28 protein-coding genes are annotated in these 26,660 nt (G+C 34.7%); 23 read left to right on the forward strand and 5 right to left on the reverse strand.

All coding sequences use genetic code 11. The annotated features are described in order from the left end of the window. The first annotated feature begins 101 nt into the window (after window positions 1-101). The 6 genes from UH1x_RS19145 (at window position 102) to UH1x_RS19170 (ending at window position 5,258) form a co-directional block, all read left to right on the forward strand. Window positions 102-584, forward strand: coding sequence for a cupin domain-containing protein (locus UH1x_RS19145; RefSeq protein WP_482623631.1), 483 nt, complete (start codon window positions 102-104; stop codon window positions 582-584). A gap of 281 nt (window positions 585-865) precedes the next feature. After that, a complete protein-coding gene (locus UH1x_RS19150) occupies window positions 866-1,702 on the forward strand; it encodes a DUF4437 domain-containing protein (protein ID WP_482623633.1) in 837 nt (278 codons plus the stop codon). 257 nt (window positions 1,703-1,959) lie between these two features. After that, window positions 1,960-2,433, forward strand: a complete 474-nt coding sequence (locus UH1x_RS19155) for a Dps family protein (RefSeq protein WP_405397003.1) — start codon at window positions 1,960-1,962, stop codon at window positions 2,431-2,433. Window positions 2,434-2,451: 18 nt separating this feature from the next. After that, window positions 2,452-2,721, forward strand: a complete 270-nt coding sequence (locus UH1x_RS19160) for a UBP-type zinc finger domain-containing protein (protein ID WP_482623635.1) — start codon at window positions 2,452-2,454, stop codon at window positions 2,719-2,721. A gap of 11 nt (window positions 2,722-2,732) precedes the next feature. After that, entirely contained in the window at window positions 2,733-4,379 is a 1,647-nt protein-coding gene (locus tag UH1x_RS19165) for an FAD-dependent oxidoreductase (RefSeq protein ID WP_482623637.1), read from the forward strand. A gap of 12 nt (window positions 4,380-4,391) precedes the next feature. Next, window positions 4,392-5,258: an AraC family transcriptional regulator gene (locus UH1x_RS19170; protein ID WP_482623639.1), complete on the forward strand. Its 867-nt coding sequence runs from the start codon at window positions 4,392-4,394 to the stop codon at window positions 5,256-5,258. Here UH1x_RS19170 and UH1x_RS19175 read toward each other — a convergent pair whose 3' ends face one another. After that, window positions 5,259-5,669, reverse strand: a complete 411-nt coding sequence (locus tag UH1x_RS19175) for a hypothetical protein (RefSeq protein WP_482623641.1) — start codon at window positions 5,667-5,669, stop codon at window positions 5,259-5,261. It abuts the gene before it with no gap. 169 nt (window positions 5,670-5,838) lie between these two features. Between UH1x_RS19175 and UH1x_RS19180 the strand changes: the two genes are divergently transcribed. The 5 genes from UH1x_RS19180 (at window position 5,839) to UH1x_RS19200 (ending at window position 11,095) form a co-directional block, all read left to right on the forward strand. Next, a complete protein-coding gene (locus tag UH1x_RS19180) occupies window positions 5,839-6,684 on the forward strand; it encodes an enoyl-CoA hydratase/isomerase family protein (protein WP_482623643.1) in 846 nt (281 codons plus the stop codon). A gap of 300 nt (window positions 6,685-6,984) precedes the next feature. After that, window positions 6,985-7,824 carry a zinc-dependent alcohol dehydrogenase family protein gene (locus tag UH1x_RS19185; protein ID WP_482623645.1) on the forward strand — a complete coding sequence of 280 codons (840 nt, stop codon included), beginning with the start codon at window positions 6,985-6,987 and terminating at the stop codon, window positions 7,822-7,824. Window positions 7,825-8,069: 245 nt separating this feature from the next. Next, a complete protein-coding gene (locus tag UH1x_RS19190; RefSeq protein ID WP_482623647.1) occupies window positions 8,070-9,032 on the forward strand; it encodes a 2OG-Fe(II) oxygenase in 963 nt (320 codons plus the stop codon). Between the two features lie 74 nt (window positions 9,033-9,106). Then, entirely contained in the window at window positions 9,107-9,895 is a 789-nt protein-coding gene (locus UH1x_RS19195) for an SDR family NAD(P)-dependent oxidoreductase (RefSeq protein WP_482623648.1), read from the forward strand. A gap of 81 nt (window positions 9,896-9,976) precedes the next feature. Next, on the forward strand, window positions 9,977-11,095 hold the full coding sequence (locus UH1x_RS19200) for an esterase-like activity of phytase family protein (protein ID WP_482623650.1): 1,119 nt from the start codon (window positions 9,977-9,979) through the stop codon (window positions 11,093-11,095). Window positions 11,096-11,163: 68 nt separating this feature from the next. On the opposite strand, the gene UH1x_RS19205 is transcribed toward UH1x_RS19200, so the two are convergent. After that, window positions 11,164-11,547 (reverse strand): winged helix-turn-helix transcriptional regulator, encoded by a 384-nt coding sequence (locus UH1x_RS19205; protein ID WP_036154512.1) that lies wholly within the window; start codon window positions 11,545-11,547, stop codon window positions 11,164-11,166. A gap of 225 nt (window positions 11,548-11,772) precedes the next feature. Here UH1x_RS19205 and nfsB point away from each other — a divergent pair, with 225 nt between their 5' ends. The 12 genes from nfsB to UH1x_RS19265 all read left to right on the forward strand — a co-directional run bounded on the left by nfsB (window position 11,773) and on the right by UH1x_RS19265 (window position 23,693). Further along, complete coding sequence (gene nfsB / locus UH1x_RS19210; protein ID WP_482623652.1) at window positions 11,773-12,426, forward strand: oxygen-insensitive NAD(P)H nitroreductase; 654 nt, start codon at window positions 11,773-11,775, stop codon at window positions 12,424-12,426. Between the two features lie 22 nt (window positions 12,427-12,448). Then, window positions 12,449-13,297 (forward strand): hypothetical protein, encoded by an 849-nt coding sequence (locus UH1x_RS19215; RefSeq protein WP_482623654.1) that lies wholly within the window; start codon window positions 12,449-12,451, stop codon window positions 13,295-13,297. A 29-nt stretch (window positions 13,298-13,326) separates the two neighbouring features. Then, the gene (locus UH1x_RS19220; RefSeq protein ID WP_482623655.1) at window positions 13,327-13,950 is read left to right on the forward strand and encodes a putative quinol monooxygenase; all 624 of its coding nucleotides are present in this window, start codon (window positions 13,327-13,329) and stop codon (window positions 13,948-13,950) included. A 167-nt stretch (window positions 13,951-14,117) separates the two neighbouring features. Next, a complete protein-coding gene (locus UH1x_RS19225; RefSeq protein WP_482623657.1) occupies window positions 14,118-15,554 on the forward strand; it encodes a carboxymuconolactone decarboxylase family protein in 1,437 nt (478 codons plus the stop codon). A gap of 18 nt (window positions 15,555-15,572) precedes the next feature. Beyond that, window positions 15,573-16,511, forward strand: a complete 939-nt coding sequence (locus UH1x_RS19230; RefSeq protein ID WP_482623659.1) for an NADP-dependent oxidoreductase — start codon at window positions 15,573-15,575, stop codon at window positions 16,509-16,511. A gap of 25 nt (window positions 16,512-16,536) precedes the next feature. After that, complete coding sequence (locus UH1x_RS19235) at window positions 16,537-18,027, forward strand: aldehyde dehydrogenase family protein (protein WP_482623661.1); 1,491 nt, start codon at window positions 16,537-16,539, stop codon at window positions 18,025-18,027. Between the two features lie 154 nt (window positions 18,028-18,181). Further along, window positions 18,182-18,805: a MarC family protein gene (locus UH1x_RS19240; RefSeq protein WP_036154525.1), complete on the forward strand. Its 624-nt coding sequence runs from the start codon at window positions 18,182-18,184 to the stop codon at window positions 18,803-18,805. Window positions 18,806-18,847: 42 nt separating this feature from the next. Continuing rightward, window positions 18,848-19,399, forward strand: coding sequence for an NAD(P)H-dependent oxidoreductase (locus UH1x_RS19245; protein ID WP_482623663.1), 552 nt, complete (start codon window positions 18,848-18,850; stop codon window positions 19,397-19,399). 43 nt (window positions 19,400-19,442) lie between these two features. Further along, on the forward strand, window positions 19,443-21,350 hold the full coding sequence (locus UH1x_RS19250; RefSeq protein WP_482623665.1) for a monovalent cation:proton antiporter-2 (CPA2) family protein: 1,908 nt from the start codon (window positions 19,443-19,445) through the stop codon (window positions 21,348-21,350). A 173-nt stretch (window positions 21,351-21,523) separates the two neighbouring features. Beyond that, on the forward strand, window positions 21,524-22,114 hold the full coding sequence (locus tag UH1x_RS19255) for a DUF6515 family protein (RefSeq protein WP_482623667.1): 591 nt from the start codon (window positions 21,524-21,526) through the stop codon (window positions 22,112-22,114). A gap of 196 nt (window positions 22,115-22,310) precedes the next feature. Then, window positions 22,311-22,895 (forward strand): DUF6134 family protein, encoded by a 585-nt coding sequence (locus UH1x_RS19260; RefSeq protein ID WP_482623669.1) that lies wholly within the window; start codon window positions 22,311-22,313, stop codon window positions 22,893-22,895. A 30-nt stretch (window positions 22,896-22,925) separates the two neighbouring features. Continuing rightward, a complete protein-coding gene (locus tag UH1x_RS19265) occupies window positions 22,926-23,693 on the forward strand; it encodes a patatin-like phospholipase family protein (protein ID WP_482623671.1) in 768 nt (255 codons plus the stop codon). Between the two features lie 11 nt (window positions 23,694-23,704). Here the strand turns inward: UH1x_RS19265 and UH1x_RS19270 are convergent, their stop codons facing one another. The 3 genes from UH1x_RS19270 to UH1x_RS19280 form a co-directional block, all read right to left on the reverse strand. Beyond that, complete coding sequence (locus UH1x_RS19270; protein WP_036154532.1) at window positions 23,705-24,316, reverse strand: DEAD/DEAH box helicase; 612 nt, start codon at window positions 24,314-24,316, stop codon at window positions 23,705-23,707. Between the two features lie 115 nt (window positions 24,317-24,431). Further along, window positions 24,432-25,331, reverse strand: coding sequence for an EamA family transporter (locus UH1x_RS19275; RefSeq protein WP_482623673.1), 900 nt, complete (start codon window positions 25,329-25,331; stop codon window positions 24,432-24,434). Window positions 25,332-25,469: 138 nt separating this feature from the next. Next, window positions 25,470-26,627: an iron-containing alcohol dehydrogenase gene (locus UH1x_RS19280; protein ID WP_482623675.1), complete on the reverse strand. Its 1,158-nt coding sequence runs from the start codon at window positions 26,625-26,627 to the stop codon at window positions 25,470-25,472. Between the last annotated feature and the right edge of the window lie 33 nt (window positions 26,628-26,660).

Consider the following 26,660-nt stretch of genomic DNA (forward strand, 5'->3'; position numbering starts at 1 on the left):
GGAAATAAAAATGTATCGAGAATTTGGGAACACGCTTGCTTTTCGATACTAATGACTTTTAAAATTTCATTCCAACGGATATCTAACATAAAATTATAAAAATGAAAATTAAAATTACACTTGCAGCAGTAGCTATAACAGCATTATTTATAAGTACTACGGCAAATGCTCAAGTAAATACCATAGATTCTGTAGCCACTTCAAAAGTGCAACATTTCAATTTTGATGAAATGGAATCTGAGTCCATAGGTGAAGGCATTAAAAGAAAATGGTTTCACGGTGAAAAAGGGCAAATGACCATTTTTGATTTGGAAAAAGGAGCACATATTCCTTGGCACAAACACCCTAATGAGCAGATAACATACATTATGTCCGGTAAGGTAAAAATCAAGACTATAATTGATGGCAAAGAGGAATTTGTAATTGTTTCTGGCGGAGAAGTAATTGTTTTTCCAGAAAATGTACCACACGAATTTTGGGCATTGGAAAAAACAGTGGATTTAGATGTTCATGTTCCTGTACGCCAAGATTGGTTAAGCAAAGAATTACCAGATTATTTAAAAAAGACAGATAAAGAAAATTAGTAAGTCACTTCGATTGAATTTTGATGCACCAAAATTTTGGTGACCAACGGGAAGGAATCTAGAAACCTTTTAGATTATAGGTTTTTGATATAAAATTCTGAAAATAGAATTTCACTCGAACTGACATTTTAACTATTAATCAATATAAGAGATTGTCACTTCGAGTGGTTTTATTGAAGTAGCATTGAAATAAAAATGTATCGAGAATTTAGGAACACGTTTGCCATTAAACACCAAACAATTTAAAACAATATTAATAGAAAAAAATAAAACATATCAAAATGAAAAAAACAATATTACTTGTATTAGCAATAATAGCAACGGCATATACAAGTGCACAAACACCAACAACGGATCCTGCCAAATCTGTAAATGAGGTGGTAACGGCAGACAATGTAGAATGGGGTTGGTTAAACCCATTACGTGGAGACAAAAGTCCGGCTGCCGGAAAACTTTGGGGAGATCGTACAAAAAATGAACCTGCAGGATTTTTAGTGAAATTTAAAAAAGGATTTTCATCGCCGCCACACATTCACAACATTACTTATAGAGGTGTTGTAATACAAGGTTTATTACACAATGACGATGAAAAAGCAGAAAAACAGTGGTTGCCAGCAGGATCTTATTGGCAGCAACCAGCAGGAGAAGCACATATTACAGCAGCTGATGATAATGAAAATATGGCTTTTTTGGATATTCAAGAAGGACCTTATTTGGTGCAACCAACATCTGAAGCTTTTGATAATGGCGAAAGACCAATTAATGTAGACAAAACCAATATGGTTTGGCTAAATGCTAACGATATTGAATGGGTTTCTGCAAAGAGTAATGTTGAAACTGCTTTTTTATGGGGAAGCCACGAGAAAAATCAATTGCGTGCAACACTTTTAAGATTACCAGTAGGTTTTAGCGGAAGCATTAAAAATTTAAGTCCTAATTTTAGAGCTGTAGTTATTTCTGGTGGTATAACTCATCAGTTCTCTAAAAAGGGAACTAAAAATCAATTAGACGCTCCTTCATATTTTGGCGCAGAAGAAAACGCAACCTCAATCATTTCAACAGCTAAAGAAACGGTTCTTTATATAAGAAGTAACGGTGATTTTGAAGTGACCATTTAAACTATTTAGGTTTACATATTTCGCTCATCGTCCTAGTAAATAACCATATTACCCGTACAAACCGAGCTTAAATATGTTCATTTTTTTTAAGAATAGCATAATTCGTAAAACAAATCTTACAGATTGAAAAATAGCGATTGAAAGCATTAATAATTATTGTAAATGAGCTATTTACAATTTATTAAGAACTAGCAAAAATCAATTTCTATGCTTAATTTGTCTGAGAAGTTTAAGAATTAAATAAAAAACAAGAAAATATGAAAACGAACATCGGAATTACAGAAGAAAATAGAGAAAAAGTCGCTGAGCACTTAGCAAAAGTTTTAGCAGATGAATATGTACTTTATACCAAGACCTTAAGGGCTCATTGGAATTTAGAAGGCATTGATTTTCATACAAAACATGTATTCTTTGAAGATCATTACAATGCTATTAAAGAATTTATTGATGGTGTAGCTGAACGTATTAGAAAAATAGGTCATTATGCACCAGGTACTCTAAAGCAATTTTTAGAATTAACTCACTTATCAGAAGAAATAGAAGGTGATAATTCTAGTTTAAATTATATGAAAGTACTATTAGCAGACCACGATACTATTATAGTTGAAATCAGAAAAATTATACCAACTATTGAAGAAGATTTGAAAGACGTAGGTACAGCAGATTTCTTAACTGGACTTTTACAAGAACATGAAGAAATGGCTTGGATGTTACGTGCCAGTGTAAGTTAATTATAAGAACAATATTTCATGGAGCAAGATGCATGTGTACATATTAATGCCATTTCAGAATTAAAAACTGCTACTGAGCACGTATGTGAAGAATGTGTAAAACTTGGCGATGTCTGGGTACATCTACGCACATGTCAAGAATGTGGTGTTACACTGTGCTGTGACGATTCTAAAAACAAGCATGCTACCGCTCATTTTAATAGAACAAGCCATCCCGTTATTAGTTCTGCCGAACCTAACGAGAGATGGCTTTGGTGTTATAAAGATGAAGCTTTTGTATCGTATTAAACCAACCAATCATGATAGACCCTAAATATCCAGAACTTACCGATCTGCAAGTAGAGAAGCTTAAATCTTACGGTGAAATCGAATTTTATAAAGAGCCCACCGTGGTGTTGGACTTTGGTGATCAACATTATGATTTTTTCGTAGTGCTTACTGGCGGAATTAGAATTATTGATCCTGATAAAAAAGATGATAGCCTTACCATACATAGAAGGCATCAATTTTCTGGATCAAGTAGTATTTTATCTCATAGAACGGTTGGTGTATGTGGAGAAACTTTAGAAAATACACAACTAATACGAATTAGTCCCGAAAAGCTAAAAAGCGCCATTGCTAAATTCAGCGATATTAGCGATGTACTCTTAAACGCCTTTTTATTGCGGGAAGATGCATTAAAAAACAACGTTCAGGGTATAAAGTTAATAGGTTCTGAACATTCTAATGAAACGTATGCTATCCGTGATTTTATGGATAAGAATGATATCTGGTACAATTTTATAGATTCTGATAAGGAAGACGGATTGGTACAGATGTTAGATACATTCAACTTAAAGGAATCAGATTTACCGGTATTGATCAATAGTCAGAATAAGATTTCTATTCGCCCATCAATTGATGAAATTGGTATGTGTACGGGAGTTCGGTTAGAACTAGATGATGAAATCTATGATGTTTTGGTCGTAGGCGCTGGGCCTGCAGGTTTGGCTGCTAGCGTATACGCATCTTCAGAAGGATTGAGTGTATTGACCATTGATAGTAATTCTCCTGGCGGACAAGCTGGCAAGAGCTCTAAGATTGAAAATTACCTAGGATTTCCCACAGGTATTTCAGGTAGGGATTTAGCCAACAACGGCTACATTCAAGCTCAAAAGTTTGGTTGTACTATTTCGGTACCGCATAGAGTGGAAGGCATTGAACGAAAAGAAGGTTACTATGAAATCAACTCTAACAACACTTCAACATTAAAAGCCAAAACGGTAATTGCTGCAACCGGCGCTGCATATAGAAGACTGCCTTTAGAGGGAATTGAAAAATTTGAAGGCTCTGGTATTTACTATAGCGCCACATCTATGCATGCCAATATGTGCAAGAATAGTGAAATAGGTATTGTTGGCGGTGGTAATTCTGCGGGACAAGCAGCATTATTTTTAGCTAATTATGCACACCTAGTTTATGTAATCATCAGAAATGAGGATATTGGTGCCAAAATGAGCGATTATTTGGTGCAACGTATCATCGCTTGCGAAAATATTGAAGTATTGACCAGTAGTAACGTGGTTAAAGTTGACGGGGATACGTATTTAGAAAAGGTTGAAATCAAAAAGAATGAGACGTTAATTGAGAATAACATCAATTACCTATTCACTTTTGTTGGCGCCAAACCCTGTACCGAATGGCTAGACAATATTATCGATACCGATGCAAAAGGCTTTGTGCACACGGGTCTCACCATTTGCGATAATGCCCTTAAAAACGAAACGGTATTCAACAATAGAAAGCCTTATACTTTCGAGACCAGTTTACCCGGACTCTTTGCTGTGGGCGATGTGCGTTCAGGTTCTGTAAAACGTGTAGCTTCCGCAGTAGGCGAGGGGTCTATTGTGGTGAGTGACATCCATAAGTTTTTAGCTCTGGAAAACGAAGTAAAAACTGTAAAGTAACCTTTTATACTCATGGCTAGAACTATTATAGAGAATATCGTTATTGCGAAATACAAAGACCAAACATTTTTTGAGTTCTGTAAGTATACTACCATTCGTTTTTTTGAAATTGTATATTTTGAAAAAGGAACAGGAACTATTAAAATAAACGGTAATACCGTACCCTATACTTCTAACAGTGTTTTTGTTTTTATTCCTGACGATATTTATATCGTTAACCCTGATTCTGCCACCACCACAGTGGCAATAAAATTTTTAAAGAGCTTTTTTAAAAAAACATCTGCGCTAAACGAAACCTTACCGGTTAACGATTGGTTTCGAAAAATCGAAGAAATACTAAATAGCGAAAGTCATCAGCTTCGTGAAATGCAATTTGCAACCGAATCTGACCGGTCACACTTGGTATCTCTTATTAACATGGTTGCGACTGAATATATGAGCGAGCAGACCTTTGATATTTTTATCATTCAAAATTCCGTATCGGTTATTCTACATCTTATTGCTAGAAATATTCAATTCATTAATACGGCAGATACGGTAAAGAATGTGAAGTCATCTAAAATTCAACAAATCATCAACTACATTCACGCCAATATTTACAATTCCGAATTGCTTACCACCAAAAGTCTGGCAGAGGAGTTTCATATGTCAGATAATTATATGAGTGAATATTTTAAAAAGCATACTGATGTTTCATTAAAGAAGTACATCATCAACTACAAGTTAAAACTTGTAGAAACCCGATTAAAGTATACGGATATGCAATTTTCAGAAATAGCATTGGAATTAGGCTTTACAGATTCCAGCCACTTAAATAAGACTTTCCAAAGCTATAAAGGGATGACGATTGGGGCTTATAAAGCTAGTATTTCTGCATAATTAAATACCATCAAAAATTCCTGAAACAAATTCTCCAACACCCTCTAGCAAACCATCAAACACATCGCCAAAATCTAACCAAGAAGCATCTAAGTCAATAGCTGGAATATCGGTCCAATCTGTGACGATAGAGGCAGAAATTCCGCTTAGCATTTCAGTTTTCATCGCAACATAATCACAAGATTCACCCGCTAATTCATGATACAAATCAAAGGCTTCATGAGATGTAAAAACGGACATTGCCCAACATGATAAATCCACATAATCATACCACTTACTCTTTCTATGGGCTTTTTTCACTTCTTCAGGTGTGTAATATTTTTTCTTACCATTATCCTTAACTAGTATTTCTCCGATAACAGAAATGAATTCTTTTTTATTCTGTGGTGCTGGCTTGCAAGATGTACTCATGTTAGTCTCAATTATATTGGAGTAATTTACTTACATAAACTTAAAAAATCACCAATTACCTCTTTTTTTACCTAAACCACTTTGTTTTTTACCCATTTTAACCTTGTGTCCCTAGATAACTTTGTACTGTAATTAATACAGAACGCATAGCAACCAAAAAATAAATATTATGGACTACAAGAACTTTCAAACATTTACGGCAAAACAAAAAGGCGGAATTTTAACCGTAGACATCAACTTCGGACCAGTAAACGTACAGGGACAAGAAATGCTAGCAGATTTAAGCAGCCTTTGTTTACGATTAGAAAGAGATAGAAGTGTAAAAGTGGTAGTTTTTGAATCTTCTAATCCAGATTATTGGGTATGTCATTATGATACCAACTTGCTTAGAGATATGTCTATAGAAGCAGTTCCAAGAAACGAAGTACAGTTATTGGATTTACAAGCTGTTTTAGAACGCTTAAGTAACGTACCACAAGCAACTATAGCAAAAATTGAAGGTTTTGCGCGTGGTGGCGGACACGAAATGGCGTTGGCGTTAGATATGCGTTTTGCAGCTAGAGGAAAGGCTAAGTTCATGCAGATGGAAGTTGGCATGGGAATTTTACCATGTGGAGGTGGAGCGTCTCGCATGGCTAGACAAACAGGATTAGGAAAAGCACTAGAAATTATTCTAGGAGCAAAAGATTGGGATGCCGATGAAGCTGAAAAATTCGGGACTATAAACAAAGCATTAGAGGCAGATGAAATTGGAGCTTATGTAGATGCCTTAGCACAACGTATATCTCAATTTCCAGCAGATTCTATTGCCGCTAGTAAACGTGCAGTATATGCATCTATAGATTTACCAATAAAAGAAGCTTTAAAAGAAGAAGCATACCAATTATTTCAAGCAACAAGTAAAACTCCGGCTATAAAACGTTTTGCCTATGCAGATGATAACGGAGCACAGTTTGACCATAACAACCAAAAGAATTGGGAACAAATGGTTATGGATATTCAAGAAGTAAATTAAGGGCGCTGAGCGCCATACGCTTTGCGCCAAGCGCATTTCGCATATCGCTTTTCAATTTTTATGTAGAGCGCATAGCGCACAGCGAAAAACGAACAACGAACAACGAACAACGAAAAACAATTAAAGATTAACAAAATAAATAAAGAAGAAAGATTATGAAAGCAATGTTATTAAACAGTTACGGAGAAAATGCAAATTTTGAAGTTTCAGAAATAGCTAAACCAGCAATAAAAGCAAATCACGTTTTAGTGAAAATTGCGGCATCTAGTGTCAATACTATTGATATGATGATTAAAAAAAATGGGGTCAGATTTACCATTGTCACCAGCTTTACCAGCCTTATTAGGTATGGATTTTTCCGGAGTAATTGAAGCTGTTGGAGAAGGTGTAGAGGGTTATGCTGTAGGAGATGAAGTATACGGTTGTGCTGGTGGATTAGCAGATTTACCTGGAACATTGACAGAATACATTGTAGCTGATAGCAATTTAATTGGTCACAAACCAAAAGACTTGACTATGCGCGAAACTGCAGCTTTACCTTTAGTTGCAATTACAGCTTATGAAGGTTTGACAAGAGCAGGCTTAAAAGCAGGTCAAAAAGTATTAATTCATGGTGGTTCTGGCGGTGTTGGTCATTTAGCGGTACAACTGGCTAAATATTTTGGAGCAGAAGTTTTTGCTACTGGTACAGGTGACAAACAAAAAGCAATTGTTGAAAAATTCGGGGCAACCTTTATCGATTTTAAAACTGAAAAAGTAGCAGATTATACAGCAAAATATACCGATGGTGGTTTTGATGTTGTTTTTGATACCGTTGGTGGTCCAAACCTGACAAATTCTATGGAAGCAGTTGCCCTAAACGGTCATATTTCCACAACGGTTTCCTTGTTGGAAATCGATTTAACTCCGTTGCACTTTAAAGGAGCATCATTACAAGTGGTCTTTATGTTGATTCCGATGTTACATAACTTCAAAAGAGAAAATCACGGTAGTATTTTAGAAAAATTAGCTGAAATTTCTAACGAAGGTCATTTAACTCCGATTGTTGATGAAAATCAATTTTCATTGGAGCAAGTTGCTGATGCTTATGCACACTTAGCTAGTGGTACAGCCATTGGTAAAGTTGTGGTTGAAAACTAGATAATAGTAAATAAAATATGTAGTAGGATTAGAGTTGCAGGCTCTAAACATGTCGATTAATATGTTCTGTTGAATGCCCCATTTCTGGGGCATTTTTTTGCTTTAAAACAAAACCTTGAAATTTACCTAAACAACCGTTTTTACTACCAAAAAATTACTGCTGTCTCATACTAACTTTGTTATCAGAATAAGTAAATAAAACCAAAAATACTTTTAAAGAGGTTTTGGTGAAAAACAAATATATCATGAAAACAATAACAAATACAAATGCACTCGCACAAGCTCGTGCGCTTACACTACCAACTCGCGAAGCTTCACTAAATCGTGATCCTTCTGTGTCACAATTTTGGAATAGTAACCGAAAGTTGCTTGAAGATGCTTGGAGCGAATGGGAAATTGAAAATAAAGACGGTTTGCTAGTTCCTGATGAAACCTTACTTGACCCAAAATTAAGAAAAGCTATAAACGATGCTTGGGAAAATCCGGAAAAGGAAAATGCTGTTGCTGATTTATGGGAAGAGATTATTCCTGGAGTATATTCTGCTCAGTTTTTTGATCTAGAACGTCTAGCAGATTTTCGTAAATATCTAGAAGCTACGGTAAATTCTGAAATTCCCAGACGTGCACCTTATGGCATTCAGTTGAATCGTTATGGCGTTATGTTAGACCCACGTTCAGAAGGACACCTTGCTGCACCTAATTTTCAGGCTTTTTATAACGAAATCATGGATCGCTATATGCGCCCGATCGCCCGTTTATTACTAGGTACTTATGGCTACGATAACCAAACCTTTGGTTTTTCTATTCAGTATAACCCAGATAAAGATAAAGATTTGCATGCCCATACGGATGCTTCTGCAGCTACTTTGAATATCAATATTAACTTACCTGAAGAAAAATTTACAGGTTCACAAGTCGATTTTCACGATACGTCTACGAGAAAGGTTGTTCAAACTATCTTTGAACCCGGTAAGGCAATAATTCATACTGGCAAAGTACCTCATGCTACCCATCCAATTACAAGTGGACAACGTAGTAACTTGGTTGTATGGCTGTATGGAGATCGTATGCAAATACCACGAGGAGGTGCAAGTAGTTATGACAGCGTTGATAATTCAACATCAAAAGTTGTTGCGGCAGAAAATATTACGGCTCGCGAGCGTTGGAGTTTACCAGAGGGTCCCAAAGATACCTATGCACCGTTTTAAAAATAAAAGAAAACAGAATTTTGGCAGAACATATTCTGCCAAAATTCCATTTATAAAATACTAAAGTCTAAAAAATGAAACATATATTAATTACGGGAAGCACAGACGGTATAGGAAAGCTACTCGCGCTTCGTTTGGCGAAAGAAGGTCATTTTGTTGGTGTTCATGGTAGAACTGATACTAAGTTAAAAGCTACTGTAACAGAAATCAAAGCGGAATCAAAGAATGACAATGTAGTAGGTTTTCTAGCTGATTTCTCAAATTTGTCAGAGGTTAAACAAATGACTAAAGAAGTTGCTGAAAAAATGCCGAAAATTGATGTTTTGGTAAACAATGCAGGTGTTTTAAAAGCTAAAACTGATACTGCTTCGAACGGAGTAGATATTCGTTTGGTTGTGAATTATTTAGCACCATATCAATTTACAAATGCGGTATTACCGTTATTGAAAAAAGCCGATGCACCTAGAATCGTAAATCTTAGTTCTGCGGCACAATCCCCAGTTTCTTTAAGTGCATTAAAAGGTGAAATGAGTTTAGGGGCTAATGATGCCTATGCACAAAGTAAATTAGCGCTGACCATGTGGAGTTTTAATTTGGCAAAAAAGGAACCAAGTATTTTGGTTGTTGCAGTAAACCCAGGTTCGTTATTGAATACCAAGATGGCAAAGGAAGCCTACGGTCAACATTGGTCTCCTACAGAAAAGGGAGTAGATATTCTTTATGATTTAAGTATGACCGACAAAGCGAAAACAAACGCTTATTTTGATAATGATAAAGGAGGTTATGCTCAAGCACACCCAGATGCCTATGATGATGAAAAAATTAAAGAATTGGTTGAGTTAACGAAGAAATTGATTAAATAATTTTCGCGCGCTATAATTTTAAATGACCATAGTATTAGACTTACTTTCGCAAGTATAAATTTTAGTTTTCAAAATCCATACATGAGCTTTGCAGTACGAACATTTCTTTCAATAATAGGATTATTTATTGTTTCTGCTTGTGGTAATATTAAAAAATCACCACCAAAAGATACCGATATCAATTTGCGTTTTATAGATGAATATCTTTTGCCTGATGAAACAACATTTGCCAACACCAGGGTAGGTGGGTTATCAGGTATAGATTATGCAAATGGAATTTGGTACGCCATTAGTGATGACAGTGATTTTCCACGCTTTTATAGCGCCAATATTTCTTATGATATTAACGGATTTGATTCGATTGAAATAACATCCGTTACTCATTTTAAAGATTCAATTGACGAAGTAATACCAGAAGGATTTGTCGATCCCGAATCTATTAGATATGATGATGGATGCTTTATTTGGACAAGTGAAGGAAATATAAAGAAAGGTCTGAGACCTTTCGTACGCATTTCAGATTCAGTCGGTAATTTTGTTAAAGAATTGAATCTTGCTAATCGCTATTTACCTAATGAGAATCCAGATTTGGGACCTCGCCATAATGGTGTTTTTGAGGGAATATCTGTAAGTAAACTTAAAAAAGGCTATTGGGTTGCGATGGAATTACCATTGAAAGAAGACGGAGTTGAACCAACTTTAGAAGAAACAGATTCACCTGTAAGAATAGCTTTCATAAATAAAGAAACAGGGCATTCCGAAAAGGAAATAGTATATGAATTGGACAAAGTTACCCGTCCTGCAATTGACGGAGCTACATTTGAACTAAATGGTATTGTTGAGATTCTAGAGTACGATACCAATAGATTTTTTGTACTAGAACGTTCTTATTCTATGGGATATTCTGACGGAGGCAACACTGTTAAAATTTATGATGTTGAGGCTTCAAAAGCGACTGATGTAAGTGGTATCAATAGTTTAAAAGGTGAGCGCTATACCAAAGTAACAAAGAAGCTTTTATTCAATTTTGAGAATATTAGAAATGAATTAACCAACGGTATTGTCGACAATATTGAAGGAATCTCTTTTGGTCCTGACTTTGCAAACGGTAATCGCTCTTTAATAGTGGTGGCCGATAATAATTTTAGCCTTTATGGTCCACAACTTAATCAAGTTATACTTTTTGAAGTACAGAAATAAGTACAGAGAATCAAAATTGAATCCCTTCTTATTTCATGATAAGAAGGGGCTCGTATTTAACCGAATTTCTATTCCTCAAACAAAAATTCCCCTTTTGTTTCTGCTGCGTGTAATCCCCAATCAACAATTAGGTTCAGAATTGGAACTAATGTTTGCCCAAACTCAGTAAGGGTATATTCTACTTTTAAAGGTGGTTTTTTAGTAAACACTTTTCTGTTTACCATACCATCTGCTTCTAATTGTTTTAACTGTAAACTCAACGTGCGCTCAGTAATACCAGGAATTTCTTTACGCAACTCGTTGTAGCGTTTTTTGTCGCCTATTAAATGCGTTAGTATCACACTCTTCCATTTTCCACCTATCAATTCCATTGCTGCGCTCGTTGGGCAGAATGATATTTTATTATTGATTTTAATTTTTGGTTTCTTTTCAAACAGTTCTTTTCTGTCCATTTTCATAACATTTTAAAAGGTGCAAAGATAGTGCACTTTAAAATAGTGCGCAACTATATTTTTTATAGTAATTATTATTATATTTAAGTTTCTGATATACAGAATTTTACAACTCATTTTAGATACTATACTTCTTGACCGTTATTGACGCGTATCAACTTCACGTATACATTTGTACTATAATTTTGATAGTATTAATAATCAATAAGTTAAATAAATCATAAAATGAATCTAACAGAAATATTAAACAAGCGTTACTCTGCAAAAGAATTTGATGCAACTAAGAAAATATCAGATGCAGATTTTCAACAAATAAAAGATGTACTGCGTTTAAGTCCTTCTAGTGTAAACCTACAACCTTGGCATTTTTTAATTGCAGATACCCAAGAAGGTAAAGAGCGAATTGCAAAAGGTACACAAGGTTTTTTCAAATTCAACACGCCAAAAGTTTTAGACGCATCTCACGCAATTGTTATCGCAGCTCGCACAGATGCAGACGAAGATTATATGAATAGCATTTTGGAGCAAGAAGACCAAGATGGTCGTTTTGCAGCACAGGAGTTTAAAGATCAAATGCACGGTGGTCGTATGCTATTTGCAAACATTCACCGCTATGACCTTAAAGATTTACCACACTGGATGGAAAAGCAAGTGTATTTAAATATGGGGGCACTTTTATTAGGTGCAGCTGCCTTAGGTATTGATGCTTGCCCAATGGAAGGTGTAGATGTAAAAGCCTTAGATGAAGAGTTTGGCTTACGCGAAAAAGGCTTCACCGCTTTAGCAGTTGTGTCTTTAGGTTATAGAAAAGACAGTGACTTTAATGCAAAATTACCAAAGTCAAGGTTTCCTGAAGAAACAGTTATCACACAGTTATAATCAGTCTTAAAACCCAATAATGATGGAAACAAACACAAAAATTATTCACGCAGCTATCGTACAATATCACCGTTGGTATCTTTTTTATGAACGTGATATTGAAAATAAACAGCGACTAGAAAATCAGTTAGAAATTTTAGCAGATGATATAAAAATGAAATCTGCAGCTGGAGAAATGCAAGGCAAAGAAAATTATCCTGAAAGATTAAAAGTTTATAAAGGATGGAAAAATGCGCATCATATTCAAAATATAGAAGTTAATAAATTAGAGAACGGTACTATTAATTTAGAAGCTGATATTATTTATCAAAATTTAAAGTCAGACGGTTCTAATGACAGTTATCCTTTGCATTACAGCACATTTTTAAAAGAGGTTCCTGGTGCGCTTTTACCTGTGTTTACAGAAATTAATATTAACCCTACTGGCGAGATTAAAGATCCAACGTTTGAGGATGCATATCCAGAAAACCGAATGTTATCTCTTATGCATTACTGGCTCTTAAATATGGAACAGTTAGATGGTAATGTTGCGCCTTTTAAAGAGGTATTAGCAGATGGATTTAAACTTAATTTTTCAACAAATAGCGAACCTATTGTTACCATAGAGCAATTAGAACAATGGTTGAATGGAACACCAAAACAATTGAAGGAAAGCAGTCATTTTCCAGAGAACTTTATTGTAGAAGTAATTTCTGAAAATGAATATGAAGTCAACGTAGATTTTGTTTGGAAAGGGATAACAAAAGAAGGTCAAAAATTAACCGCAACTACTTCTCACCATTGGATTGTAAAGGATAATCCAAATGACAGATTTGCAAAAATAAAAGAGGTTACAATCATTCAAAAAGTACCACTTACTCCATTAAAATAAAAGGTACTTCAATTTTAAAGAACATTATTATGAAAAGTACAATTGTAAAATTTACAGCAAAACCAGAACACAAAGATACGTTTGTAGCAACGCTTAAAGAAGTACAAGCGGCAACACAAAAAGAAGCTGGTAATAAGGAGATTAAAGTATTTGTATCTAAAGCAGAAGACAATGTGTTTTTTGTTTATGAACGTTGGGCAGACAAAGCTGCTATTACAGCTCACGATAACGAGCCACATACCAAGAAGTTAATGGAAGTAGGACAGACCGCCTTACAGTCGGCTCCTGATTTCTACTTTTTAGGCGATACAAATCCGCTTCCAGACCATTCAAAATCTGCAAATCCTGAAGATGACGTATTTATTATTTTCTTCATTTTTAAACTAAAAACGGAATTTAGAGAAGCACTTCTTGAACAGTTTGAAGATCACATTACCCACACAAGAAATGAGGAAGAAGGCAACATTCTTTTTGATTTGTATACAGTAGATAATCAAGAAGATACCCTAGTAGTTTACGAGCATTGGAGAAAAGAATCTGATGTTTGGGATATTCACTTTAATCAACCTTATGCAGTAAAAACAGGCAAACTGATGGAAGAAGCTGTCATTGGTGATTTAAAGCAGTATATGAATTTCGTTACAGAAATTTAAGAGATAACCCAACTTTATAAAGAACAAATATTATGAAAAAGTAATTAATTTTATTATTCACTTTAGTTTTAGCTTACTCCAGTAATGCGCAAAACACTAAAGAAGACAACTATAAAACAGGCGTAAAAATTGTTAATGAGGTTAATGGCGAAGGAGCTTCAAAAGGTTTGGAAACAGCTTTTAAAAGTGTCTCTCCAGATATGGCAGATTATATTATTCGCTATGGTTTTGGAGAAATTTATAACAGAAAAGGCATAGATTTTAAAACCAAAGAATTATTAATAATTGCTAGTCTTACTACACAAGCAAATGCAAAGTCGCAGTTAAAGTCGCATATAAAGGCTGCCTTAAATTTAGGTGCTACGCCAAATGAGATTTCAGAAACTATGATTTTGTTAAGCTTGTATACGGGCTTTCCAGCTGCAAATAATGGCATATTTACTTTAAAGGAAGTTTTAGAAGAAACAAACTATACGGCATCTAATCACATAAATACAACACAACAATTAGTTAAAAACTGGGAATTAGATGGTTTTTCTATGCCTGAGTCTATTGTGGCATCACCAACAGAGAATTGGTTGTATGTTTCTAACGTAAATCAAAATAACAAAGGGTATATAAGTAGAATTTCAAAGGACGGAAAAGTTGATAATTATAAATGGGTAACAGGTTTAAATTCGCCTGCAGGCTTAGCACTATATCAAGACAAATTATACGTTGGCGATGGTAAGGAGCTACATATTATCAATGTTAAAAATGGTAAAGTCGTAAATAGCATTACTTCTCCAGATGTTGTGTCATTAAATGATGTCGTGGTTTCTAAAAACGGACAGGTTTTTATCTCTGATATAGCAAGTGGTAAGATTTTCACATTAGTAAATAACAAATTAGAGATTTGGTTTCAATCCCCAGAAATTAAGCATCCAAACGGACTTTATATTCAAAATGAAGACTTAGTTATTGCAAATTTTGGTGAAGAATTGACTTTAGAAATTTCACCAGATAAGTTCGGTAGTCTATATAAAGTCAACCTAAAAGATAAAACGATAACACGGTTTAAAAGCAGTTATCAACTAGGAGCTTTAGACGGTTTAACTGCTGTTAATGATGGTTTTTTAGTAACAGGAGGTACGGTTAGTGACTTGTTTTATATAAATGAGAATACGCGACAATTAATTGGAAACTTCCCGAAAGGTTTAGCAGATATTATCATAGAAAACAATGTGTTATTTACTCCAGTTCTATTTAGTAATTCAATAGCATCTTACACACTTCCATCAACGATTAGTAAAGCTATACCTGTAGATGAAAATTGGAAACGAATAAACACAAAAGAAGAATATTTAAAGTTAGCTGCCGATAATTTTTATGGTGACAAAGACGGGCAATCTGTTGCTACTCACGACGGTCAAATATTTGGAGTTTTTGGAGGTAAAGTTTTGACAGGTACTTGGGATTGGAAGAATAATTTCTTCACCAGAACAAGCAAAATCGGAGATATGGATTTAGGGTATGATGAACTTGTAATTGAAGTTACAGGTACCAAAATGCGCTTAACACTTAAGCAAGGCAAGGGAATGACCATTGTCTACAATAAAAAATAATTTAAAAATAGAAACACTATGAAAGCAATAGTATTAGAAAAGGCAGGAGGACCAGAAAACCTTCATTTAGCAGAAGTAGCAAAACCAAGCACAAAAGATAACGAAGTATTAGTAGCGGTAAAGGCTATTTCATTAAACCCGGCAGACGTAAAACCAAAGTATCAAGATAAAATGCTGAATATGATGTACGGTGAAAAACGACCTGTTATTTTAGGCTGGGACATAGCAGGAACCGTAACAGAAGTTGGTACTGATGTTACCAATTTTAAAATAGGCGACAATGTCTTTGGTATGGTAAACTTTCCTGGTGTAGGTAACGCTTACGCGGAATTTGTTGCTGCGCCAGAAGCACATTTAGCTATAATGCCAGACAACGTTTCTTTTGAAGAGGCTGCAGCTACAACCTTAGCTGCTTTAACTGCATTACAAATCTTAGAAGGAAGGATTAACAAAGGTGATAAAGTGCTAATACAAGCAGGTTCTGGTGGTGTTGGTCATTTTGCGATTCAAATTGCAAAAGCAATGGGAGCTTTTGTGAATACTACTGCCTCGGCAAAAAACAGTGCATTTGTTACCTCTATTGGAGCAGATAACGCAATTGATTATCATACTGAAAAGTTTGAAGAAATTATATCTAATATCGACTTTGTGTTAGATACGCAAGGTGGTGAAGTATTAGAAAATTCAGTAAAAGTTTTAAAAAGCGGTGGTACAGCCTATACAACAGTAGGTATGGACTTAGATGACTTAAAAACATCAGCTAAAAAGGAGAACAAAACCGTTTCAGACATTTTAGTACACTCTGGCGGTGAAGATATGAATACCTTAAAAGGAATGTTAGAAAACGGTAGCATTAAACCAAACATTTACAAAACGTTTGCTTTTGAAGATATGGCTGCTGCTCATACCGAAGTAGAAAAAGGAAGAACAGTGGGTAAAGTAATCGTGACACTTTAGTATCAACTATTAAAACACAATGAAAATGAAATTACAAGAAGAATTACCGAATTATACGAGAAAAATATTTGTTGGTGGCGAATGGAAAGACGGAAAGGGACCAGCAATCAGGGATATTAACCCTTGGAACCAAGAGGAGTTATTCTCTTTAAATGGAGCTACTACAGATGATGTAAATGAGGCTTTTGAACAAGCAGCAGTTGCGCAGAAAAAATGGGCAGCCGTATTACCTCCTGAAAAGAGTAGAATGATGCTAAAACTAGCCGAAGTAGTTAGAAACCGAAAGCAAGAGTTTGCAGAATGGGCAAGAAAAGAAGTAGGAGCAACCTTAGCAAAAGGGTATTTTGAAGCAGAATTAGTAGCTAGCGTTTTTGAAAGTGCTGTGCATTTACCATTACAAGTAGAAGGTAAAATATTACCACAAGATATTGATGGCAAAGAATCTATGGCTGTTAGAAAACCATTAGGTGTTATCGGTTTAATTTCTCCTTGGAATTTTCCTGGTCAATTAACAGCTCGTACTTTAGGTCCAGCTTTAGCGGTTGGTAATGCTGTGGTCTTAAAACCGGCATCAACGTCTATAGTAACAGGCGGATTAATTTTCGCTTCTTTTTTAGAAGAGGCAGGTTTCCCGAAAGGGTTATTAAGCGTTTTACCAGGTGGAGGAAGTACTATTGGTACTGCGATTACAAAGCATCCTATTTCAAAACTAATTTCGTTTACAGGCTCAACACCAGTGGGTCGTCAAGTTGGTAAAAATGCTCTGGAAGCAGATATTATTAAAAATATCGAGTTAGAATTGGGAGGTAACAGTCCGTTTGTAGTGCTAGAAGATGCAGATATAGATCAAGCGGTTGAAGCTGCTGCTTGGGGCAAATTTATGAACCAAGGTCAGATCTGTATGGCTATCAACAGAATTATCGTTGAAGATAAGGTCTACGACGAATTTACAGAAAAGTTTATAGCAAAAGTAAAGACCTTGAAACGGTTGGATATGAATGATCCGGATACGTTTGTAGGTCCTATAATTGATCAAAATCAGTTTGATACTGTTAAAGGGTTAATAGACGATGCAAAAGAACAAGGTTACAAAATGGCTTTAGGTGGAGAAGCAGAAGGTTTACATATGCCACCACACGTTTTTGTAGATGTAGATGAAAACTGTCCGTTGTTTCAAAATGAAATTTTTGGACCAGCAGTATCCATTGCTCGCGCAAAAGATACGGAAGATGCTTTACGCTTAGCAAATGCTACAGACTACGGTTTATCTAGCTCTGTATTTACACAAGACGAAGCAAAAGGAATGGCATTTGCACAAGGTATTGAAGCTGGAATGACACATATTAATGATCAACCAGTTAATGATAGTGCCTATGCACCATTCGGTGGAGTTAAAAACTCAGGTCTAGGACGTTTTAATGGACAATGGGGCGTGAAATCGTTTACCGTAGCACATTGGATTACCATTCAAAAAACACCAAGAAAATATCCTTTTAAAGCAGCTGATTTTCAGTAGTCAAAAGTAATTTAAGCTACATTTTTAAAAGCTGAGATTAATTCCAATTAGTCTCAGCTTTTCTTATATTCTAACAATTGGTAAAAGTTTTAAAATATTCTTGGAATTTCAGTAAGAAATCAAGTTCTTGCACGATTAAATTTCGTTTAAAATAATGGATGATTTAATTACGTTTTCTATTGCTGTTTTTACTGGTTTTTTTGCCATTACTAACCCAATATCTAACATGACCGTTTTTCTATCTTTAACCCAAGGGGCAGATGAAAAAACCAAAGCCGATATCAACAAAAGAGCAAATTTTATTGCCTTTATCATTGTATTGGTATTTGTCCTTTTAGGAAAATATATTTTCGAATTGTTTAATATTAGTATTCCCGCCTTTAAAATTACAGGTGGTATCTTAATATTTTATATCGGTTTTGACATGCTGCAATCAAAACAATCTAATGTAAAGAATATAAAACACGTAAATATTGATGAAAATATTGCTGTTTCACCTTTGGCAATTCCTATTCTAGCTGGTCCTGGCACTATTGTAACCGCTATGAACTTTGTTTCTAATTCGCAACCTGTTCATATAGCAATCGTTATCGCTGTTTTCGGTTTCATGAGTATACTTACTTATCTGACTTTTAGGCTCAGTAATTTAATTGTACGATTGGTGGGTTACAACGTGATTTCTGTTATCGGTAAGATTATGGGTTTAATTATTGCCATCATAGGAACGGGTATGATTATCGAAGGAATAAAAATTTCCTTTAACCTGATTACAAAATAAATACCTAAATTAAAGGATACTTTTTTTAAAACGAATTGGAATATGAAGAAGGTACTTGTTTTATTTGCCCATCCGAAGTTTGAAAAATCAAGAGCGAACAATGTATTGGTGAATTATATCAAAGATAAAGAAGGCGTTACTTTTCATGACTTATATGAAGAGTATCCAGATTTTCATATAGATGTTCCTTTTGAGAAAAAACTGTTAGCGGAACATGATGTTATTATTTGGCATCATCCTTTGTATTGGTATAGTTGTCCGCCGTTATTAAAACAATGGATCGATATGGTGTTGGAATTCAATTGGGCATACGGTCCAAAGGGAAAGGCATTATCTTCTAAAATTTGTTTAAACGCTATTACCACAGGGGGCAACAAAGAATTATATTGTACCCAAGGAACAAATAGCTATACCATTACCGAGTTTTTAAGACCTTTTGAACAAACTGCCAATTTGTGTTTAATGCACTATCAAAAGCCATTTACCGTTATGGGCACTTATAAGTTATCTGATGAAGATCTTAAGATTTACGGGAAAAATTATAGCATGTTAATAGATCAATTACAAAGTAAAGAAGCCATTGTAACCACATAAAAGGTAATTAGTTTTATAAACTTCACCAACCAACTAACCAATTATGACCGGAAGTCTACTTTTTGATGCCATTGTTTTTTTATTGGGAGCAATCATTTGTGTTTCAATAGCCAAAAGATTAGGTCTAAGTTCTGTTTTAGGCTATTTAATTGCAGGCGTTTTAATAGGTCCGTATGTTTTAGGTTTTATAGGTGAAGAGGGAGAAGATATTCTTCATTTTGCCGAGTTCGGAGTGGTGGTGATGCTATTTTTGATAGGATTGGAAATTGAGCCTAAAAACTTCTGGAATATGCGTAAATCTATTGCAGGAATGGGTGGTTTACAAGTTGCCGGCACTATGATACTCTCTTATCTTTTTTTTATACTACTTAATTTTGAATGGAAAGTTGCCTTGGTTATTTCTATGGCAGTAGCATTATCCTCAACTGCCATTGCAATGCAGACTATTGATGAAAAAGGACTCATGGAGACTACCTTCGGTAATTCGGCATTTTCTATATTGTTATTTCAAGATATCATCGTAATATTCATGTTAGGTGCAATTCCTTTGCTTTCAAACTCTGATAGTGAAGCTGCCATAGACAGTCATGAAGCATCCGGTAATCTTTTAGATGGCTTGCCCATGGGCTACCAAACACTGGCTATTATCTTGTCTGTAGTGTTAATTATCGGTGCAGGTCAATATTTGATCGTACCCATGTTACGAAGAGTTGCAAAAACAGGGGTTAGGGAATTGTTATTCGCCTCTGCTTTGTTAATTGTATTCAGTATATCCTATCTAATGGAATACGTTGGTCTATCACCTGCTTTAGGTGCGTTTTTAGGTGGCGTTGTACTTTCTAGTAGCGAATACAAACATGAACTTGAAAGTAATCTTGAGCCTTTTAAAAACCTGCTATTAGGTTTGTTTTTCATAGCTGTTGGCGCATCTATTAATTTTGTGGTCATTGCTAAAATTCCGTTGACCATTGGCGGTATATTACTAGCAGTAATATTGATTAAAGCATTGATACTGTTTATTACAGGTAAAGTATTTAAACTTAAGCTTGACCAAAACCTATTACTAACATTTAGCTTGGCACAAATTGGGGAGTTTGCATTTGTTCTTCTATCCTTTGCATTTCAATTGAAAATACTGAATCAGGAACAGATGGACATTATGCTTGTAATAACAGCCCTGACCATGTCCATTACCCCAATTATAAGTATTATAAACGAACGATTTATGTTACCAAAAATTGGCACAAAAGAGTCCATTAAAAGACCCATGGACCATATTGCAAAATCTCAAAATGTTATTCTAGTCGGTTTTGGTCACTTTGGTAGTACCGTTGGTCGTTTTTTACGTTCTCACGGTATAGAGGCAACTATTCTAGACCAAGATTCAAATAGGGTAGATGTGCTTCGTAAAATGGGATTTGAAGTATACTATGGGGATGCTACTAGATTAGAACTTCTTGAAGCTGCGGGTATTGCTCAAGCTAAAATTTTGATATGTGCCATAGATAATCCGCCGGTAACACTAGAAATCACCAAGCTTGTTAAAGAAAAATATCCTCATGTAGAATTAATGATACGTGCCCAAAATAGAAATGACGCTTATGAATTGCTGAATATGGGCTTTGAAAACATTTACCGAGAATCATTGGACACCTCTTTATCTCTAGCAAAAGACGTATTAAGCAAACTCGGCTTTAGAAAATACACATTGAACAGGCAAGTACAGAATTTCATTAAATATGATGAGACCAGCTTAAGAAGATTGGCAGCTGAACCTAAGGGAAATGAAGATTATATATTTAAAGTCCGTAAAGAATTAGAGGAACAGGAACGATTGTTGGAAGAAGATTTTAAAAGGGGTATCGTCGAATACGATAATCATTGGGACAGTGAATCTATTAGAGAGGTAATAAAAGACCAACAAAACAACAATTCTTCATCAACCAACTAAAGTCTTCTAAAAGGCTTTTTTATACTTCTATAAAATAGGCTAATTCATAGACAGAATGTGCCAATTCGTCTATTTCTAACTTAATAACTAGCATATAGATTAAACCACAAGTGCATTTACATGTCAAAGTATTGAACGTAAAAATAAAAGTTTAACCTTTTAAATTTAAAACGATGAAAACAAATACTAAAACATATGTAATACTAGGATTATTTTTAATGGCATTCGCATTGCCAAGTACAGCACAAACACGTAAAAGAACGTCAACAAAAACAACTACTACTAGGACTACTACAGTAACAAAAGCTCCAGGTAGAGTTTCAAGTAAAAGAGTTCAGTATAAAACACCCAAGAAAAAAGTGGTAGCAGTTAGGACTGTACCTAATAAAACTGTAGTAAAACATAATGGGCAAAATTATTTCTATTCAAATAATAAATACTATACCGCATCTCGTGGTAGATATATTGCCATAGCGCCTAAAATTGGATTTAGAATAAATAGCCTACCTCCAAACTATGCTAGGGTACGTTTCAATAACCATTTGTATTTTAATGTTGGTGGCACCTTCTACGTTGAAGCCAATTCTGGATATGAAGTTGTAGATCCTGAAATTGGTACAGTAGTTAGCGAACTACCTGATGGATATGAGAAAGTTACTATTGATGGATTTACATATTATGAATACTCTAATATACTGTATGAAAAAATACAAGTAAATGGATCAAGAGCTTATGAAGTTGTAGGTATTATTGATATGGAGTAATTAAAAAAACGTTTTAAAAGTCAAGGGCTTACGAAAATATTCGTAAGCCCTTTTTTTATTCCAATCAATAAAACATGATATTGGTTAGGTTTATAAAAAACCGAATTACTTACTTTTACCTTAGTATAGTAGATTGCAATCAAGAACCCCTTTATACGTAAAGATGTCATCAATAAATCATTTCATTATAGTATGTATGTTTATTTTTTTAGGATCAATTGGTTCTATATCAAATGATGTAAAGCCTCTAAAAAACACACTTTTCTTTGATATTGTACATAAAGACAATGTAATAGGTAGTTTAAAAGCTTCTAAAACCATTAAAGATTCTAAAATTCATTATCAAAGTGTAACTACCATAAACACGCGCATCATCAAAGAAATAGATGTAAATTACTTGTACAATGTTATCTATGAAAATAATAAATTGAAGAGGGCTAATGTACTTATAGATGTCAATGATAAACCCTATGCCGACATTCTTACCAATTGGGAAATAGATTATTACCAGATTTCAAAAAACGATAAAAATGAGTTAGTGGTACAAGAAGATATCCAGTACGCTACCATATTGCTATATTTTGTGGAACCAGTAGACATAGAACGGTGCTATTCTGAACAAGACGGAAGTTTTAATACGATTATACCTTTAGGCAATCATTCGTACAAAAAGATAAATGCTAAAAACAACGAGAATATATATCATTATAAAGATGGCTTTTTAGAAAAAGCAGAAATAAATGGAGGATTGATAAAATTTGACATTGTTGCCCAAAAATGATTATTTTAAGAAATATAACATAGAACAGTTATGATAAATACCGGATTAGTACTTTCAGGCGGTGGCATACGTGGAGTAGCACATATTGGTGTAATAAAAGCCTTGGAGGAACATGGTATTTACCCAACTCATATATCTGGTACTAGTGCGGGTGCTATTGTTGGTTCATTATATGCAGGTGGTGTAAAATGGGAAGATATTTTAGAATTCTTCAAAGTAATTCCTATTTTTCATGCCAACAGATTCGCCCGTAAAAAACCCGGTTTTATAGACACCGAGAAGTTTTATGATGAGTTTAAAAAGTTTTTCCCTACCGATAGATTTGAATCACTTCCTAAGGAGCTTTTTATAACAGCTACGGATATCGTTAAAGGGGAATTAAAAATTTTTGATACCGGTGAATTGATAAAACCAGTACTTGCATCTGCAACTTTTCCCGGTGTTTTTTCACCTATTAATATTAATGGGTCTTTCTACGTAGATGGTGGTGTATTGAACAATTTCCCTATTGAGCCTTTACAACCACACTGCGATAAAATAATAGGCAGCTATGTAAACGCGCTAAAATCTATTAAAATAAAAGATTTAAAACATTCGTACAATGTTTTGGAAAGAGCGTATAAAATAAAATCAGCATCAGAATCCATAGCAAAATTTTCAGAATGCGAGTTTGTAGTTTCTCCTGAAGAGCTTTGTGAATATGCAACTTTTGACATGAGATCAATAGATGCCATTTTTGATATTGGCTATAATAGTACTATAGATGTGCTACGTAAACAAGGATATTCTAAGCAATAGGAAAGCTTATATTATAGTTTTACATGACTTGCACGTTCCATAAAATAATCTTCAAAACGCTCTAATTTAGGATGCATTTTTTCTGAGTATATCACATATTGACATTTCATAATACTTTGTGCAACCGTAATCATTGCTGTATAGTCTGATTTCTGAATTAAAAAATCACCATCATCAATACTACAGATCTTCAATTGTGACGTACTTACTCCATTCAATAAAAACAACTTGTGTAGGGTAGTAGGTGTTGTAATAAGTATATCTATACCTTCAAATATTTCAGATTTTTGAATATCGATATGCAATTCCTTATAACTGGCATATAGTCTCATATCCGTATACTTGGTGTATTCAAAAAACTTATCATAAAGTTCCAGTACCTTTTCTTTATTCTCAACCACAACAACAGCTCTTGGCGCATTGCCTTCGGCTTTACATTTTAGTTTCTGTAATGTTGTCAAGATTAAGGTTGTAGTTTTACCACTTTCCTTTGGAGCTGTACAATATACATTTGCTCCGCTTTTAATTACGGGAATACTTTTCTTCTGGAAAGAAGTTGGTTCTGTAATGGAAAGGTATTCTAGTCTTTCCAATAAGTGTGGATTCAGTTTCTTAAATGACATTTGCTACTTTAAACTAATTAAACATACTATAATGCTACAAAGATACAGTCTACTAACGGGCTAACCCTATTATAGCACTCTATTTTCTTATGAGAAGAAAGCAATACGGAATTTCTTATGAATAAAGAATAAGAAAGACACCAAGCATAATACCCGCTAACGGCACTAATTTTTTACGCTTATTTTGTTCCTTAAAGATAAAACCGCCAACGACTACAGCTATCAATATTTGACTTCGCTTGATGGCAGATAATAACATGATCAATGCTTCAGGATCTTGTAGTGCTTTAAAGTAGAAATAGTCTGCCGTTTGTAAAAGAATACCCACCATAGGTATTGTCCACCGCCATTTAAAAGAACCTTTTAAATTAGCATTAGTAGCTCTTGTAATGACCACTACCATTCCTATAATCAACATGGTGTAAGTACAGAACCAAAATTGAAGGGTAGGGGGATTCAGATTTAAACTTTGTATTAAGAACTTATCATACAAACCACTTGAAGCTCCTAAAAAAGTAGCGCCAATAATTGCATATATCCATTTATTACTTTTAAAATGAATACCTTCTTTTTTACCAATTCTAGAATAAAGAAATACGGAAAAAATAATTAGGAAAAACCCAATCCATTGCCAGAAATTAGGGCGTTCTTGATAAATGAAAATCGCACCGATAAAAGTAAAAAACGGACCTGCAGAACGTATTGGGGTTACAATGGTAATGGGTAAATGTTTTAAAGCTTGATATGCCAATATCCAAGAAGAAGCCATAATCATGGCTTTTATAACTATAAACCCATGTGTTTTCAAGGAAATATCAGATACAAATAAATCAATTTCTTGTAATTCTTCAGGATAGTATTTTGAACCGATAAATAATGGTAAAAACAATAAAAAACCAGCAATTAAGGTGCCTAAAAGAACAGAAAAGGCATCATTACCTTGTACGGCATGTTTTTTACATAAGTTGTGTAATCCTAAAAAAAGCGCTGCTAAAAGTCCGAGGTACATCCACATAATGCGCGCGAAGATATTGGTTTTTGACTATTCTACCTTCTAGATAAGTCATTCATATGTGATTTGTAATTGGTATAACCGGAAATAAAAAAGGGCTGTCTAAATTAGACAGCCCTTTTTAAAAATACTTCGCTTAACCTAATAAGCCATTTTCACAATCTTCTGTGCATCTTCTGGCATTAAAGCCTGACGTTCACCTAATTTCCATCCACGATCTGTAAATCGCTTAGATATTTCTTCGGCAGTGCCTTCATACTCTTTAGTGTAATCGGATAACTTAGTATCGATACCTAATTCATGAAAGAATTCCTCGGTCTTTTCAATAGCAGCATATGCTTTGTCATCGATACTACCTTCGGTAATATTCCAAACACGTTCCCCGTACTGAGCTAATTTTTCTTTTTTAGCTTCAAAATTATATTTGTAGTGACTTGGTGCAATTACAGCCAATGTACGTGCGTGGTCAATACCGAATAATGCGGTTAACTCATGACCCATCATATGCACAGCCCAATCACCAGGAACTCCTTTTTGAATTAATCCGTTCAATGCCATTGTACAGCTCCACATAAAATCTGCGGCAGGTGTATAATCGGTAGGATCTTTCAATACTTTAGGAGCAACTTCTACTAATGTCTGCAAAATACTTTCTGCAAATCTATCTTGTAAAGATGCACCTATTGGGTAGGTCATGTATTGCTCCAATACATGTGTGAAAGCATCTGTTATTCCGTTTGCTAATTGACGTTCAGGAATTGAACTAATAACCTGTGGATCTAAAATTGAAAACTCAGGAAACAATCCTGGACCGCCCATGGCTAATTTCTCTTTGGTTTCCGCTCTTGTAATTACAGCACCTGAATTCATTTCCGAACCTGTTGCCGGCAAGGTCAATACGGTCCCAAAAGGCATTCCTTTTTTGGTTCTCACATTTTTGGTAAGTATATCCCAAGGGGTATCTCCATCATATACCGCTGCTGCAGATAAAAATTTTGTTCCGTCTATTACAGACCCACCACCAACTGCTAATAAATAAGTAATGTTTTTATCTTTTATTACCTGTAAGGCCTCCATAAGTAAGGCATATTCAGGGTTAGCAGGTATACCGCCAAACTCTGTTACATCTATATTAGACAATGCTTTGGTAACTTGTTCGTAAATACCGTTTTTCTTGATACTACCACCACCGTAAAGCATTAGTACTTTAGCATCTGCAGGAATTTCACTTTCTAATTTCGCTATGGTATCCTTTCCAAAAATAATCTTGGTAGGGTTCTTAAATTCAAAATTGTTCATTTTCTCTCTTCTTTTTAATTTGTAATATCTATT

This window comes from Maribacter sp. UH1 (assembly GCF_056839145.1).

Coding starts and splice junctions, on each gene's coding strand:
- UH1x_RS19235 (WP_482623661.1), top strand. CDS start 16,537: ATGAAATTACAAGAAGAATTACCGAATTATACGAGAAAAATATTTGTT.
- UH1x_RS19265 (WP_482623671.1), top strand. CDS start 22,926: ATGATAAATACCGGATTAGTACTTTCAGGCGGTGGCATACGTGGAGTA.
- UH1x_RS19170 (WP_482623639.1), top strand. CDS start 4,392: ATGGCTAGAACTATTATAGAGAATATCGTTATTGCGAAATACAAAGAC.
- UH1x_RS19175 (WP_482623641.1), bottom strand. CDS start 5,669: ATGAGTACATCTTGCAAGCCAGCACCACAGAATAAAAAAGAATTCATT.
- UH1x_RS19230 (WP_482623659.1), top strand. CDS start 15,573: ATGAAAGCAATAGTATTAGAAAAGGCAGGAGGACCAGAAAACCTTCAT.
- UH1x_RS19260 (WP_482623669.1), top strand. CDS start 22,311: ATGTTTATTTTTTTAGGATCAATTGGTTCTATATCAAATGATGTAAAG.
- UH1x_RS19185 (WP_482623645.1), top strand. CDS start 6,985: ATGGGGTCAGATTTACCATTGTCACCAGCTTTACCAGCCTTATTAGGT.
- UH1x_RS19165 (WP_482623637.1), top strand. CDS start 2,733: ATGATAGACCCTAAATATCCAGAACTTACCGATCTGCAAGTAGAGAAG.
- UH1x_RS19205 (WP_036154512.1), bottom strand. CDS start 11,547: ATGGACAGAAAAGAACTGTTTGAAAAGAAACCAAAAATTAAAATCAAT.
- UH1x_RS19195 (WP_482623648.1), top strand. CDS start 9,107: ATGAAACATATATTAATTACGGGAAGCACAGACGGTATAGGAAAGCTA.
- UH1x_RS19155 (WP_405397003.1), top strand. CDS start 1,960: ATGAAAACGAACATCGGAATTACAGAAGAAAATAGAGAAAAAGTCGCT.
- UH1x_RS19150 (WP_482623633.1), top strand. CDS start 866: ATGAAAAAAACAATATTACTTGTATTAGCAATAATAGCAACGGCATAT.
- UH1x_RS19250 (WP_482623665.1), top strand. CDS start 19,443: ATGACCGGAAGTCTACTTTTTGATGCCATTGTTTTTTTATTGGGAGCA.
- UH1x_RS19220 (WP_482623655.1), top strand. CDS start 13,327: ATGAAAAGTACAATTGTAAAATTTACAGCAAAACCAGAACACAAAGAT.
- UH1x_RS19215 (WP_482623654.1), top strand. CDS start 12,449: ATGGAAACAAACACAAAAATTATTCACGCAGCTATCGTACAATATCAC.
- UH1x_RS19255 (WP_482623667.1), top strand. CDS start 21,524: ATGAAAACAAATACTAAAACATATGTAATACTAGGATTATTTTTAATG.
- UH1x_RS19280 (WP_482623675.1), bottom strand. CDS start 26,627: ATGAACAATTTTGAATTTAAGAACCCTACCAAGATTATTTTTGGAAAG.
- UH1x_RS19245 (WP_482623663.1), top strand. CDS start 18,848: ATGAAGAAGGTACTTGTTTTATTTGCCCATCCGAAGTTTGAAAAATCA.
- UH1x_RS19200 (WP_482623650.1), top strand. CDS start 9,977: ATGAGCTTTGCAGTACGAACATTTCTTTCAATAATAGGATTATTTATT.
- UH1x_RS19145 (WP_482623631.1), top strand. CDS start 102: ATGAAAATTAAAATTACACTTGCAGCAGTAGCTATAACAGCATTATTT.
- nfsB (WP_482623652.1), top strand. CDS start 11,773: ATGAATCTAACAGAAATATTAAACAAGCGTTACTCTGCAAAAGAATTT.
- UH1x_RS19190 (WP_482623647.1), top strand. CDS start 8,070: ATGAAAACAATAACAAATACAAATGCACTCGCACAAGCTCGTGCGCTT.
- UH1x_RS19270 (WP_036154532.1), bottom strand. CDS start 24,316: ATGTCATTTAAGAAACTGAATCCACACTTATTGGAAAGACTAGAATAC.
- UH1x_RS19275 (WP_482623673.1), bottom strand. CDS start 25,331: ATGTGGATGTACCTCGGACTTTTAGCAGCGCTTTTTTTAGGATTACAC.
- UH1x_RS19180 (WP_482623643.1), top strand. CDS start 5,839: ATGGACTACAAGAACTTTCAAACATTTACGGCAAAACAAAAAGGCGGA.
- UH1x_RS19240 (WP_036154525.1), top strand. CDS start 18,182: ATGGATGATTTAATTACGTTTTCTATTGCTGTTTTTACTGGTTTTTTT.
- UH1x_RS19160 (WP_482623635.1), top strand. CDS start 2,452: ATGGAGCAAGATGCATGTGTACATATTAATGCCATTTCAGAATTAAAA.